Origin of the sequence: Tepidimonas sediminis (assembly GCF_007556605.1) — a bacterium.
GTDB classification, from domain to species: Bacteria; Pseudomonadota; Gammaproteobacteria; order Burkholderiales; family Burkholderiaceae_C; genus Tepidimonas; species Tepidimonas sediminis.
Genome location: NZ_VJND01000007.1, coordinates 17178 through 29921 on the forward strand (window position 1 = coordinate 17178; position 12744 = coordinate 29921).

Here is a 12744-nt window from a genome sequence, read left to right on the forward strand (position 1 = left end):
GCCGGATCAACACGAGCGGGGACGAGCATGGGCATGGCCAGACGACCGGTGGCATGGCTGGCGGGGGCGGCGCTGATCGCGCTGGCGTTGGGCGCCTGGTGGTGGCAGCGACCGGCACCGGCGGGCCAAGGGGCCGGGGCAGGCGTGGCCGCCTCCGCGCCGACCGCCGCCGGCCCGGGCGCACCGGGGCGCACGGGTGGCCCTGGGGCCGGTCCGGCTGGCCCCGGCCGCGGCGGCCCGCCGGCGGTGGAGGTGGCCTCCGTGCAGGTGGCTCCGATCGTCGAGGAGGCGCAGGCGGTCGGCACGCTGGCCGCGCGCCAGCGCGTGGTCATTCGGCCCGAGGTGGCCGGGCGCATCGTCGCCATCGGCTTTGCCGACGGCGCGCCGGTGCGCAAGGGGCAGCTGCTGGTGCAGCTGGACGACGCGCTGCAACGCGCGGAGTTGGCCCAGGCGCAGGCGCAGCTGGCGGTGCAGCAGGCCAACCTGCGCCGCAACGAGGAGCTGGTGGCGCAGGGCTTCGTCGCCCAGCGCGTGCTGGACGAAAGCCGCGCCGCCGTGCAGGTGGCGCAGGCGCAGGTCGATCTGGCGCAGGCGCGGCTGGCGCGCATGCGCATCGTGGCGCCGTTCGACGGCGTGGCCGGCATCCGCGCCGTGCACGTGGGCGAATACGTCAAGGACGGCGCGGAGCTCGTGCACCTGGAGGACCTGTCGCAGCTGGTGGTGGACTTTCGCCTGCCGGAGCGGCTGCAGCCGCGCGTGCGCGTCGGCCAGCCGCTGCGGTTGCAGGTGGACGCGCGTCCCGGTCAGACGGTGCCGGCGCGCATCGTCGCGATCGACCCGGCGCTGGACGCCGACGGGCGGGCGCTGGTGGTGCGCGCGGCGCTGGACGGCGGCCGCCACGGCCTGCAGCCCGGCATGTTCGTGCGCGTGGCGCTGGAGCTGGGGCGTGACGAGGCCGCGCTGCTGGTGCCGGAGGAAGCCATCGTGCCGCAGGGGCAGCAGTTCTTCGTCTGGCGGCTGCGCCCGGCGGCAGGAGAAGCTCCGCCGGAGGTCGAGCGCGTGGCGGTGCGCCTGGGGCTGCGCCGCGACGGCCAGGTGCAGGTCACCCAGGGCCTGCAGGCCGGCGACACCATCGTCATCGCCGGCCAGCAGCGCCTGCAGCGTGACGGCACGCCGGTGCGCGTCATCGACCCGAACCGCCCCGCACCGGGCGGGCCGGCGGGGGCGGGCGGCGGCACCGGCCAGCCGCACGTTGGCCCGTCGGGGGTTTCCAGTGCGGCCCAGCCCGGTGGCGACCCGGGCGCGGGCGGATCCGGCGGTGGTCAGCCCGGCGGTGGCATCCCGGCGCGGCCGGGTGCCTGAGGCGGCGCGAGGAGCGGCCCATGCAGTTGCCCGAAATCGCCATCCGCCGCCCGGTGTTCGCCACCGTGCTGTCGCTGCTGATCGTGCTGGTCGGCTGGGTCTCGTTCCGGCAGCTCGCGGTGCGCGAGTACCCCAAGATCGACGAGCCGGTCGTCACCGTCACCACGCGGCTGGCCGGCGCCTCCAGCGAGGTGATCGAATCCACCGTCACCAAGCCGCTGGAGGACTCGCTGGCCGGCATCGAGGGCGTGGACGTCATCACCTCGATCAGCCGGCCGGAGCAGAGCCAGATCACCGTGCGCTTCCGGCTGGAGCGTGACCCCGACGCCGCCGCGGCCGAAGTGCGCGACAAGGTCGCGCGCGTGCGCGGCCGCCTGCCGCAGACGGTGGACGAGCCGGTGGTGGCCAAGGTGGAGGCCGACGCCTTTCCGGTCATCTGGATCGCGCTGTCGTCCGATCGCTACGGCCCGCTGGAGCTGACGGATCTGGCCAACCACATCGCCAAGCCGGTGCTGCAGACGGCCACCGGCGTGGCCGAGGTGCGCATCTTCGGCGAGCGGCGCTTCTCGATGCGGCTGTGGCCGGACCCGGATCGCCTGGCGGCCTACGGGCTGACGGTGCAGGATCTGGAGGACGCGCTGCGCCGCGCCAACCTGGAGGTGCCGGCGGGCCGCGTGGAGAGCCGCCTGCGCGAGTTCAACGTCACCGCCGCCACCGACCTGCAGACGCCGGAGCAGTTCCGCGCCGTCGTCATCCGGCAGGTCGGCGGCCTGCCGATCCGCGTCGGCGACGTGGCGCGCGTGGAGCAGGGGGCGGCGGATGAGCGCACTTCCGTGCGCCTGAACGGCCGCGACACGGTGTCGCTGGGCGTGATCCGCCAGGCCACGGCCAACCCGCTGGAGATGTCGGCCGCCGTGCGCGCCCTGCTGGACAAGGTGCGCGCCGACCTGCCCCCCGGCATCGACGTGCAGGTCGCCAACGACAACTCGGTGTTCATCGACCGCTCGATCAAGGCCGTCTACGCGACGATCCTGGAGGCGGTGGTGCTGGTGACGCTGGTCATCGTCGTGTTCCTGCGCAGCGCGCGCGCCTCCGTCATCCCGCTGGTGACGATTCCGGTCAGCCTCATCGGGGCGTTCGCGCTGATGGCGCTGTTCGGCTTCACCATCAACACGCTGACGCTGCTGGCGCTGGTGCTGGCCATCGGGCTGGTGGTCGACGACGCCATCGTCGTGCTGGAAAACATCCACCGCCACATCGAGGAGGGCATGACGCCGCTGGCCGCGGCGATCAAGGGCGCGCGCGAGATCGCGTTCGCGGTGGTGGCGATGACGCTGACGCTGGCGGCGGTGTACGCGCCGCTGGCCTTCACGCCGGGGCGCACCGGGCGGCTGTTCGCGGAGTTCGCGCTGGCGCTCGCCGGGGCGGTGTTGGTGTCAGGCTTCGTGGCGCTGACGCTCTCTCCGATGATGTGCGCCAGGCTGCTGCGCCATCAGGCGCAGCCGGGCTGGTTCGACCGCACGATGGAGCGCGCGCTGCAGGCGCTGACGCGCGGCTACGCTGCGGCCCTGGCGGTGGCGCTGCGCTGGCGCTGGGCGGTGGTGCTGGTGATGCTGGCCAGCGCGGCGGCAAGCCTCTGGCTGCTGCGCACCACCAAGCAGGAGCTCGCCCCGCTGGAGGACCGCGGCGTCATCCTCAACATCGTCAACGCGCCGGATGGCGCCACCGCCGCCTACACCTCGCGCTACGCCGCCGCCATCGAGCGCATCGGCGCGCAGTACGAGGAGTTCGACCGCATCTTCGCGCTGGTCGGCAACCCCACCGTGTCGCAGGCCACGGTCTTCTTCCGCGCCAAGCCGTGGGAGGAGCGCCAGCGCTCGACGCTGGAGCTGGCGCGCGAGATCGCGCCGAAGGTCGCCGGCCTGCCGGGCGTGACGGCGTTTCCGATCACGCCGCCGTCGCTGGGGCAGGGCTTTCGCGAGCGGCCGGTCAACTACGTCATCACCACCAACGACAGCTACGCCAACCTCGCGCGCGTGGTCGGCGAGTTCCAGCGCCGCATGGCGCAGTATCCGGGCTTCCTGCAGGTGGACACCGACCTGCGCATGAACAAGCCCGAGCTGCGGCTGGAGGTGGACCGTGAGCGTGCCGCGGCACTGGGCGTCAGCGTCGACGCGGTGGCGCGCACGGTGGAGACGATGCTGGGCGGCCGCGTCGTCGGCCGCTACAAGCGCGAGGGTGAGCAGTACGACGTCATCGTGCAGACCGCGGCCAGCGACCGCAGCGTGCCGCAGGACATCGAGCGGCTCTACGTGCGCGGGCGCAACGACGCGATGGTGCCGCTGTCGGCGCTGGTCAAGGTGCAGGAGGTGGTGGCCCCGCGCGAGCTGAACCACTTCGCGCAGCGGCGCAGCGCCTCGATCACCGCCAACCTGGCGCCGGACTTCGCGCTCGGCGAGGCGCTGGCGACGATGGACCAGATCGCGCGCGAGGTGCTGCCGGAGGGCTACACCACCGACCTCAACGGCCAGAGCCGCGAATTCCGCGCCGCCTCCGGCGCGCTGGCGCTGGTGTTCGTGCTGGCGCTGCTGTTCATCTACCTGGTGCTGGCGGCGCAGTTCGAAAGCTTCGTCGACCCGTTCATCATCATGCTGTCGGTGCCGCTGTCGATGCTGGGGGCGCTGGCGGCGCTGAAGTGGACCGGCGGCACGCTCAACGTCTTCAGCCAGATCGGCTTGGTCACACTGGTGGGCCTGATCACCAAGCACGGCATCCTGATCGTGGAATTCGCCAACCAGCTGCGCCAGCAGGGGCTGGAGACGCTGGCCGCCGTGCGCCGCGCCGCCGAGCTGCGCCTGCGCCCGATCCTGATGACCACCGGCGCGATGGTGCTGGGCGCGATTCCGCTGGCGCTGGCCACCGGCGCCGGGGCGGAGAGCCGCCAGCAGATCGGCTGGGTCATCGTCGGCGGCATGAGCGTGGGCACCTTGCTGACCATCTTCGTCGTGCCGACGATGTACCTGCTGCTGGCGCGCCGCCGCGTGCCGGGGCCGGATCGGACGGTGGTGGAAGGCAGCGTCGGCGTCGCGTAAATGTCTCGCCCGGGACGAGGGGCAATACGGATCTGGCGCTTTTACAACACCTCGCTCGCAAAATCCGCCAGCCGTGACCGCTCCCCGCGCGCCAGCGTGACGTGGCCACCGTGCGGCCAGCCCTTGAAGCGGTCCACCACGTAGGTCAGGCCGGAGGAGCCCTCGGTGAGGTACGGTGTGTCGATCTGCGCCAGGTTGCCCATGCAGACCAGCTTGGTGCCGGGGCCGGCGCGGGTGATCAGCGTCTTCATCTGCTTGGGCGTGAGGTTCTGCGCCTCGTCGATGATGACGTACTTGTTCAGGAACGTGCGGCCGCGCATGAAGTTCATGCTCTTGATCTTGACGCGGCTGCGGATGAGGTCGTTGGTGGCGGCGCGGCCCCATTCGCCGGCGCTGTTGCGCGCGCCCTGGGCGAGGAATTCCAGGTTGTCGTCCAGCGCGCCCATCCACGGGCCCATCTTTTCTTCCTCCGTGCCGGGCAGGAAGCCGATGTCCTCGCCGACGCTGACGGTGGCGCGCGTCATGATGATCTCGCTGTAGCGGCGCTCGTCCAGCACCTGTGTCAGCCCCGCGGCCAGCGCCATCAGCGTCTTGCCGGTGCCGGCGGTGCCGGCCAGCGTGACGAAGTCGATGTCCGGGTCCATCAGCAGGTTGAGCGCGAAGTTCTGCTCGCGGTTGCGCGCGGTCACGCCCCAGACGGCGTTCTTCAGGTGCGTGTAGTCCTTGAGCGTGCGCAGCACGGCGGTGCGGCCGCGCAGCTCCACGACCCGCGCGTACAGCGCCGGCTCGCCCGGCGCCTCGTAATAGACGAACTGGTTGAGCAGCAGCTGCTCGACGATGGGGCCGCCGATGCGATAGAAGGTGTGGCCGCCCTGCTGCCAGCTCTCCACCGACTTGCCCTGCCGGCTCCAGAAGTCCGCCGGCAGCGCCAGCATGCCGGTGTAGAGCAGCTCGACGTCGTCGATCGTCTTGTCGTTCTCGTAATCCTCCGCGGCCAGGCCCAGCGCCCGCGCCTTGATGCGCATGTTGATGTCCTTGGACACCAATACCACATCCCGGTCGGGGTGACGTGCCTTGAGTGCCTGCACCACCACGAGGATCTGGTTGTCGGCCTTGCCGTGCGCGATGCCATCCGGCAGCGCCTGCGTGAACGGCTCGGTCTGGAAGAACAGCGTGCCGGTGGCCTCGCGGTGGCCGAGCGCGGTCAGCGCCACGCCGTCGCGGATGTCGCCACGCACGGTGGCCGCCAGCGCATCCAGCGTGCGGCTGGCCTGGCGTGCGTTGCGCGCGACCTCGCTCATGCCCTTCTTGTTGTTGTCCAGCTCCTCCAGCACGATCATCGGCAGGTAGATGTCGTGTTCCTCGAAGCGGAACAGGCAGGTCGGGTCGTGCATCAGCACGTTGGTGTCGAGCACGAACAGGCGGCGCACGCCGTCGGCGGCACCGCCGCGCGTGCGGCGGCGCGGGGCGGGGGTCGGTGCCGCGGCAGCCGAGGCAGCGGGGGTGGCCACGGCCTGCGGCATCGGCGCTGCCACCGGGGCGGCGGGCGCCTGCGCCGGCCGGCGTCCGCGGCGGCGCGCCGGTGCGGCCGTTGCGCCTGGCGCCGCGCTCGGCGGCTCGGCGGCGACGGCGGAGGACCGGGCAGGCATCGGTGCGGGCGGCGCGTCGGCGGTCGTGGTGGGGGTGCGGACGGAAGGGCCGGCGGCGCCGGCGACGACGCGGTCACCCTTGCGGGTGGGGGGAGGAGGCAGAGGCATGGAACCGATGATGCCAGAAAAGCGAACGCCGCCCGGATGGGGCGGCGCTGCGGGGGAGGAAAACGCTCACGGATGGCGAGCGGGATGCTTCGGAGGCGTCAGGCAACCTTCTTCAGCATCCGCACGGCCTTGAGCACCTCGTCGACATGGCCGGGCACCTTGATGCCGCGCCACTCCTGCAGCAGGATGCCTTCCGGGCTGATCAGGAAGGTGCTGCGCTCGATGCCCTTGACCTTCTTGCCGTACATGATCTTGTTCTTGACCACCCCGAACATGTGGCACATCTTCTCCTCGGTGTCGGCGATCAGCTCGAACGGCAAGCCGAGCTTGGCCTTGAAGTCCTCGTGCGACTTGAGGTTGTCGCGCGAGACGCCGAACACCTGTGCGCCGGCCTTGACGAATTCCGCGTACTGGTCGCGGAACTGCATGGCCTCGGTGGTGCAGCCGGGGGTGTGGTCCTTCGGATAGAAGTACAGGACCAGGGTCTGGCCGAGGTGGGACTGGTGGGTGACTTTGATGCCGCCGGTCGCTTGGGCTTCGAATTCGGGAATCGGTTTGTTGACGACGACGGCCATGCAGCAAGTCCCCTCGGTTCAGCTACTCGACCAATTTTAGCACACGGCGAACCGGCGCCGGGGCGTGGCGCCGGCAGGCCTGGCTCCGGGTCAGCCAGCGCTCGCGTCGTTTTCCAGCAGCAGCGCCGCCACCACCCGCCGGCCTTCGCCGGCCAGGATGTTGTAGGTGCGCGCCGCCGCCATCGTGTCCATCGTCTCCACGCCGATGCCGCGCTCGATCAGCGGGCGCAGCAGCGCCGGGGCGACGAAGCGCAGCCGCGTGCCGCTGCCGAAGATCACCACCTCGGGCACCTCTTCCAGCAGGGTGGCGAAGTGCTGCTCCGTCAGGTCGGCCCAGCGCGCGCAGCCCCACGGGCGCAGCGTGCCGCTGGAGGCGATGATGACGCTGGTCTCGTGACGCTGGCCGCCGGCCACCAGCCAGCCCGGACCGTGGGCCTGGATCGCCAGGGTATCGATGCGGTCGGGCTGGATCTTCACGGGGTGGCTCGGCGGGGCGGCAGGGCAATCTGTGGTGAAATTATGCCCACCATGCTGCCGCCGATCCAGAAGTCCGCCAAACTGGCCAACGTCTGCTACGACATCCGCGGGCCCGTGCTCGAGAAGGCCCGCCAGATGGAGGAGGACGGGCACAAGATCATCAAGCTCAACATCGGCAACCTGGCGGTGTTCGGGCTGGAGCCGCCCGACGAGATCGTGCAGGACATGATCCGCAACCTGCCGCAGGCGGCCGGCTACACCGACAGCAAGGGGCTGTTCGCGCCGCGCAAGGCGATCGTGCACTACACGCAGGAAAAGCGCATCGCCGGCGTGACGGTGGACGACGTCTATCTCGGCAACGGCGCCAGCGAGCTCATCACGATGAGCATGAACGCGCTGCTCAACGCCGGCGACGAGATCCTGGTGCCGGCGCCGGACTATCCGCTGTGGACGGCCTCCGTGTCGCTGTCAGGCGGCACGCCGGTGCACTACCTGTGCGACGAGGCCAACGGCTGGATCCCGGACCTGGACGACATGGCGCGCAAGATCACGCCGCGCACCAAGGGCATCGTCGTCATCAACCCGAACAACCCCACCGGCGCGCTGTACCCGGTGGAGGTGCTGCAGGCCATCGTCGAGCTGGCGCGCAAGCACGGGCTGATCATCTTCGCCGACGAGATCTACGACAAGGTGCTTTACGACGGCAACGTCCACACCTCGATCGCGTCGCTGGCCGACGACCTCCTGTTCGTGACGTTCAACGGCCTGAGCAAGAACTACCGCTCGTGCGGCTACCGCGCGGGCTGGATGATCGTCTCCGGCGACAAGCGCCGCGCCAGGGACTACATCGAGGGGCTGAACATGCTGGCCTCGATGCGGCTGTGCGCCAACACGCCAGGGCAGCTGGCGATCCAGACGGCGCTGGGCGGCTACCAGAGCATCAACGACCTGGTGGCGCCGGGCGGGCGGCTGTGCCGCCAGCGCGACCTGGCGCACCGGCTGCTGACCGAGATCCCGGGCGTCAGCTGCGTCAAGCCGAAGGCCGCCCTCTACATGTTCCCGCGCCTGGATCCGAAGATCTATCCGATCGAGGACGACCAGCAGTTCGCCTACGACCTGCTGGCCGAGGAGAAGGTGCTGATCGTGCAGGGCACCGGCTTCAACTACCCGACGCCGGACCACTTCCGGCTGGTGTTCCTGCCGCACGAGGACGATCTGGCCGAGGCGATCGGGCGCATCGCGCGCTTCCTCGGCCACCTGCGGCGCCGCTACGGCACCGACTGACCCCCGCCCGGCGGGCGGCGTGAGCGCCTCGCCCGCCCTCACGGACTTCATGACGACGACCACGGCATCCATGAGCAACCTTCCCCCCATCCAAGTCGGCCTGCTGGGCATCGGCACCGTCGGCAGCGGCGTCTTCCGCGTGCTGCAGCGCAATCAGGAGGAGATCCGCCGCCGCGCCGGCCGCGGCATCGCGATCACGATGGTGGCCGACCTGGACACCGGGCGCGCGCGTTCGATCGTCGGCGATGCGGCGCAGGTGGTGGCCGACGCGCGCGCGGTGATCGCCAACCCGGCGATCGACATCGTCGTCGAGCTGATCGGCGGCTACGGCATCGCGCGCCAGCTGGTGATGGAGGCGATCGAGGCCGGCAAGCACGTCGTCACCGCCAACAAGGCGCTGCTGGCGGTGCACGGCAGCGAGATCTTCGCCGCCGCGCAGGCCAAGGGCGTGATGGTGGCGTTCGAGGCCGCGGTGGCCGGCGGCATCCCGATCATCAAGGCGCTGCGCGAGGGCCTGACCGCCAACCGCATCCAGTGGGTGGCCGGCATCATCAACGGCACCACCAACTTCATCCTGTCGGAGATGCGCGACAAGGGGCTGGACTTCGACGTCGTGCTGAAGGAGGCGCAGCGCCTGGGCTACGCCGAGGCCGACCCGACGTTCGACATCGAGGGCATCGACGCCGCGCACAAGGCCACGCTGATGAGCGCGCTGGCGTTCGGCATCCCGGTGCAGTTCGACAAGGCCTACGTCGAGGGCATCACCAAGCTGCAGGCAGCCGACATCCGCTACGCCGAGCAGCTCGGCTACCGCATCAAGCTGCTGGGCATCACCAAGCGCGTGGACGGCGGCGTGGAGCTGCGCGTGCACCCGACGCTGGTGCCCGCCAGGCGGCTGATCGCCAACGTCGAGGGCGCGATGAACGCCGTCGTCGTGCAGGGCGATGCGGTCGGCACCACGCTCTACTACGGCAAGGGCGCCGGCAGCGAGCCGACCGCCAGCGCCGTCATCGCCGACCTGGTGGACGTGACGCGCCTGCACACCGCCGACCCGCAGCACCGCGTGCCGCACCTGGCGTTCCAGCCGCACGCGATGAGCGACCTGGCCGTGGTGCCGATGGAGCGGGTGGTGACCGGCTACTACCTGCGCCTGCGCGTGGCGGACCAACCCGGGGTGCTGGCCGACGTCACCGGGATTCTGGCGCGCGCCGGCATCAGCATCGACGCCGTGCTGCAGCGCGAGGCCGACGAGGTCGGCGGCGAGGGCAGCACGCAGACCGACCTGATCATCCTGACGCACGACACCGCCGAAGGCACGATGAACGCCGCGCTGGCGGCGATGCAGGCGCTGCCGACCGTGCTGGCGCCGATCGTGCGCATCCGCAAGGAGGAGCTGGCCTGATGCTCTACCTCTCCACGCGCGGTCACCCCGAACGCCGCCGCTTCAGCGACATCCTGCTGGAGGGCCTGGCGCCCGACGGCGGCCTGTACCTGCCCGAGCGCTACCCGCGCCTGGAGGCGGCGGATCTGGCGCGCCTGCGCCGCACCTACCACGAGCAGGGCTACGCCGAGCTGGCGTTCGAGATCCTGCGCCTCTACATCGACGACATCCCGGCCGACGACCTGCGCGCGCTGCTGCGGCGCACCTACACCGCCGAGGTGTTCGGCACCGGCGAGATCGTGCCGCTGCGCCACCTGGAAAACGGCCTGTGGCTGGAGGCGCTGTCCAACGGGCCGACGCTGGCGTTCAAGGACATGGCGATGCAGCTGCTCGGCCAGCTGTTCGAGTATGAACTGGCGCGCCGCGGCGAGACGCTCAACATCCTGGGCGCCACGAGTGGCGACACCGGCAGCGCCGCCGAGTACGCGATGCGCGGCAAGCGCGGCATCCGCGTCTTCATGCTCAGCCCCCACGGGCGCATGAGCCCGTTCCAGCAGGCGCAGATGTACAGCCTGCAGGACCCCAACATCCACAACCTCGCCATCGAAGGCGTGTTCGACGACTGCCAGGACATCGTCAAGGCGGTCAGCGCCGACCTCGAGTTCAAGCGCCGCCACCGCATCGGCACCGTCAACTCGATCAACTGGGCACGCCTGCTGGCGCAGGTGGTGTACTACTTCGCCGGCTGGATCCAGGCCACCGAACGCGACGACGAGCGCGTGAGTTTTACCGTGCCGAGCGGCAACTTCGGCAACGTCTGCGCCGGCCACATCGCGCGCATGATGGGGCTGCCGATCGAGCGGCTGGTGGTGGCCACCAACGAGAACGACGTGCTGGACGAGTTCTTCCGCACCGGGGTCTACCGCGTGCGCGGCAGCGCCGACACCTACGAGACCTCCAGCCCCTCGATGGACATCAGCAAGGCGAGCAACTTCGAGCGCTTCGTCTTCGACCTGCTGGGGCGCGACGCCGAAGCCACCCGCCGGCTGTTCGCCGAGGAACTGGCGCGGCACGGGCGGTTCGACCTTTCGGCGCACCCGGCCTTCGCGCGCGCGCGGGAGGTGTTCGGCTTTGCCAGCGGGCGCAGCACGCACGCCGACCGGCTGGCCACGATCCGCGACGTCTGGCAGCGTCACGCGATGCTGATCGACCCGCACACCGCCGACGGCGTCAAGGTGGCGCGCGAGCACCTGCAGCCGGGCGTGCCGATGATCGTGCTGGAGACGGCGCTGCCGGCCAAGTTCGCCGCCACCATCGTCGAGGCCACGGGCCGCGAGCCGGATCGACCCGCGCACCTGGTCGGCATCGAAAGCCTGCCCAAGCGCGTGCGCGTGATGCCGGCGGATGCGGCGCAGGTCAAGGCCTACATCGCCGAGGTCTGCGCCGCCGACTGACGGGGAGGGCTGGGATGGGCACACCGACCGAGACGACCGCCGCGCCGCCGCCGGCGCGCGCGCCGCTGATGACGGTGGAGGAGGCGCTGCAGCGCCTGCTGCAGGCGGTGCAGCCGCTGGACCTGCCGGTGGAGGAGGTGCCGCTGGAGGAGGCCGACGGGCGCGTGCTGGCGTCCGACGTCGTCGCCGGGCTGGACGTGCCGGGCTTCGACAACAGCCAGATGGACGGCTACGCGGTGCGCGCAGCCGACGTTGCCGCCGCCGTGGCCGAGGGGCGGCCGCTGCCGGTGGCGCAGCGCATCGCCGCCGGGGCGTTCGGCGCCGCGCTGCAACCGGGGACGGTGGCGCGCATCTTCACCGGCGCGCCGCTGCCGGCGGGGGCGGATGCCGTCGTGATGCAGGAGGAGGCGCAGCCGGCCGAAGCGCCGCCCGGGGCCGACCCGACGGCAGGCGTGCATGGGTGGGTGCGCTTCGCGTCGGCGCCGGCCCTTGGGCAGTGGGTGCGGCGTCGCGGCGAGGACGTGGCGCGTGGTGCGGTGGCGCTGGCCGCCGGTCTGCGGCTGCGTCCGGCGCATCTGGGTGTGGCGGCCTCGATCGGCGTGGCGCGGCTGCCGGTGCGCCGGCGCCTGCGCGTGGCGCTGGCGCCCACCGGCGACGAGCTGGTGCAGCCCGGCACGGTGCCACCCGAGCGGCTGCCACCCGGTGCGATCTACAACAGCAGCCGCTACGCGCTGGTGCCGCTGCTGCGCCGGCTGGGGTTCGAGGTGACGGTGTTGCCGGTGCTGTCGGATGAGCGCGCCGCCACCGAGCGGGCGCTGGCGCAGGCGGCGCTGACGCACGACGCCCTGCTGACCACCGGCGGCGTGTCGGTTGGCGAGGCCGACCACGTCAAGCCCGCGGTGCAGGCGCTCGGCGGGCTGGACCTGTGGCAGGTCTCGATGAAGCCCGGCAAGCCGTTCATGCACGGCTTCATCGATCGCGAGCGGCTCGGCGGGCAGGGGCGCTGCCACGTGTTCGGGCTGCCGGGCAACCCGGTTTCCAGCCTCGTGACCTTCCTGCTGCTGGCGCGGCCGGCGCTGCTGCGGCTGGCCGGCGCGGTGGTGGCGCCGGCGCTGCCGCCGGCGCTGCTGGCGCGCGCCGACTTCGACTGGCCGCGGCCGGACAAGCGGCGCGAGTTCGTGCGCGTGCGCCGCAACGCCGACGGCGGGCTGGAGGTGTTCGCGAACCAGAATTCCTCCGTGCTGACGTCGGTGGCGTGGGCTGATGGCCTGGCGGACATCGCCGCCGGGCGCACGCTGCGCCGTGGCGAGCTGGTGCCGTACTGGCCGCTGGCGGATTTCTTGGTTTGATGGGGAGACCTGC

The 12744-nt window shown here is 71.4% G+C and carries 9 protein-coding genes; 6 read left to right on the forward strand and 3 right to left on the reverse strand.

The window, feature by feature from the left end; all coding sequences use genetic code 11:
• Positions 1 to 33: 33 nt before the first annotated feature.
• Together Tsedi_RS06750 and Tsedi_RS06755 are read left to right on the forward strand one after the other, a co-directional pair.
• Positions 34 to 1362 (forward strand): efflux RND transporter periplasmic adaptor subunit, encoded by a 1329-nt coding sequence (locus tag Tsedi_RS06750; protein WP_143894937.1) that lies wholly within the window; start codon positions 34 to 36, stop codon positions 1360 to 1362.
• Between the two features lie 20 nt (positions 1363 to 1382).
• Positions 1383 to 4454 (forward strand): efflux RND transporter permease subunit, encoded by a 3072-nt coding sequence (locus Tsedi_RS06755; protein WP_143894939.1) that lies wholly within the window; start codon positions 1383 to 1385, stop codon positions 4452 to 4454.
• 41 nt (positions 4455 to 4495) lie between these two features.
• On the opposite strand, the gene Tsedi_RS06760 is transcribed toward Tsedi_RS06755, so the two are convergent.
• From Tsedi_RS06760 to Tsedi_RS06770, 3 genes are all read right to left on the reverse strand, one after another.
• Positions 4496 to 6211: a PhoH family protein gene (locus Tsedi_RS06760; RefSeq protein WP_143894941.1), complete on the reverse strand. Its 1716-nt coding sequence runs from the start codon at positions 6209 to 6211 to the stop codon at positions 4496 to 4498.
• 98 nt (positions 6212 to 6309) lie between these two features.
• Positions 6310 to 6786, reverse strand: a complete 477-nt coding sequence (locus Tsedi_RS06765; protein WP_143894943.1) for a peroxiredoxin — start codon at positions 6784 to 6786, stop codon at positions 6310 to 6312.
• A 90-nt stretch (positions 6787 to 6876) separates the two neighbouring features.
• Positions 6877 to 7263, reverse strand: coding sequence for an Mth938-like domain-containing protein (locus tag Tsedi_RS06770; RefSeq protein WP_143894945.1), 387 nt, complete (start codon positions 7261 to 7263; stop codon positions 6877 to 6879).
• A 54-nt stretch (positions 7264 to 7317) separates the two neighbouring features.
• Between Tsedi_RS06770 and Tsedi_RS06775 the strand changes: the two genes are divergently transcribed.
• The 4 genes from Tsedi_RS06775 (at position 7318) to Tsedi_RS06790 (ending at position 12731) form a co-directional block, all read left to right on the forward strand.
• Complete coding sequence (locus tag Tsedi_RS06775; protein WP_143895112.1) at positions 7318 to 8547, forward strand: pyridoxal phosphate-dependent aminotransferase; 1230 nt, start codon at positions 7318 to 7320, stop codon at positions 8545 to 8547.
• A 70-nt stretch (positions 8548 to 8617) separates the two neighbouring features.
• Positions 8618 to 9949 (forward strand): homoserine dehydrogenase, encoded by a 1332-nt coding sequence (locus tag Tsedi_RS06780; protein WP_143894947.1) that lies wholly within the window; start codon positions 8618 to 8620, stop codon positions 9947 to 9949.
• The gene (gene thrC, locus Tsedi_RS06785; protein WP_143894949.1) at positions 9949 to 11382 is read left to right on the forward strand and encodes a threonine synthase; all 1434 of its coding nucleotides are present in this window, start codon (positions 9949 to 9951) and stop codon (positions 11380 to 11382) included. The genes Tsedi_RS06780 and thrC overlap by 1 nt, the downstream gene beginning before the upstream one ends.
• Before the next feature lie 14 nt (positions 11383 to 11396).
• On the forward strand, positions 11397 to 12731 hold the full coding sequence (locus Tsedi_RS06790; protein WP_246099202.1) for a molybdopterin molybdotransferase MoeA: 1335 nt from the start codon (positions 11397 to 11399) through the stop codon (positions 12729 to 12731).
• The last annotated feature ends 13 nt before the right edge of the window (positions 12732 to 12744 follow it).

Excerpts from the sequence above, each read along its gene's own strand:
- Tsedi_RS06750 (WP_143894937.1), top strand. The coding sequence starts at position 34 with ATGGCCAGACGACCGGTGGCATGGCTGGCGGGGGCGGCGCTGATCGCG.
- Tsedi_RS06755 (WP_143894939.1), top strand. The coding sequence starts at position 1,383 with ATGCAGTTGCCCGAAATCGCCATCCGCCGCCCGGTGTTCGCCACCGTG.
- Tsedi_RS06760 (WP_143894941.1), bottom strand. The coding sequence starts at position 6,211 with ATGCCTCTGCCTCCTCCCCCCACCCGCAAGGGTGACCGCGTCGTCGCC.
- Tsedi_RS06765 (WP_143894943.1), bottom strand. The coding sequence starts at position 6,786 with ATGGCCGTCGTCGTCAACAAACCGATTCCCGAATTCGAAGCCCAAGCG.
- Tsedi_RS06780 (WP_143894947.1), top strand. The coding sequence starts at position 8,618 with ATGAGCAACCTTCCCCCCATCCAAGTCGGCCTGCTGGGCATCGGCACC.
- thrC (WP_143894949.1), top strand. The coding sequence starts at position 9,949 with ATGCTCTACCTCTCCACGCGCGGTCACCCCGAACGCCGCCGCTTCAGC.
- Tsedi_RS06790 (WP_246099202.1), top strand. The coding sequence starts at position 11,397 with ATGGGCACACCGACCGAGACGACCGCCGCGCCGCCGCCGGCGCGCGCG.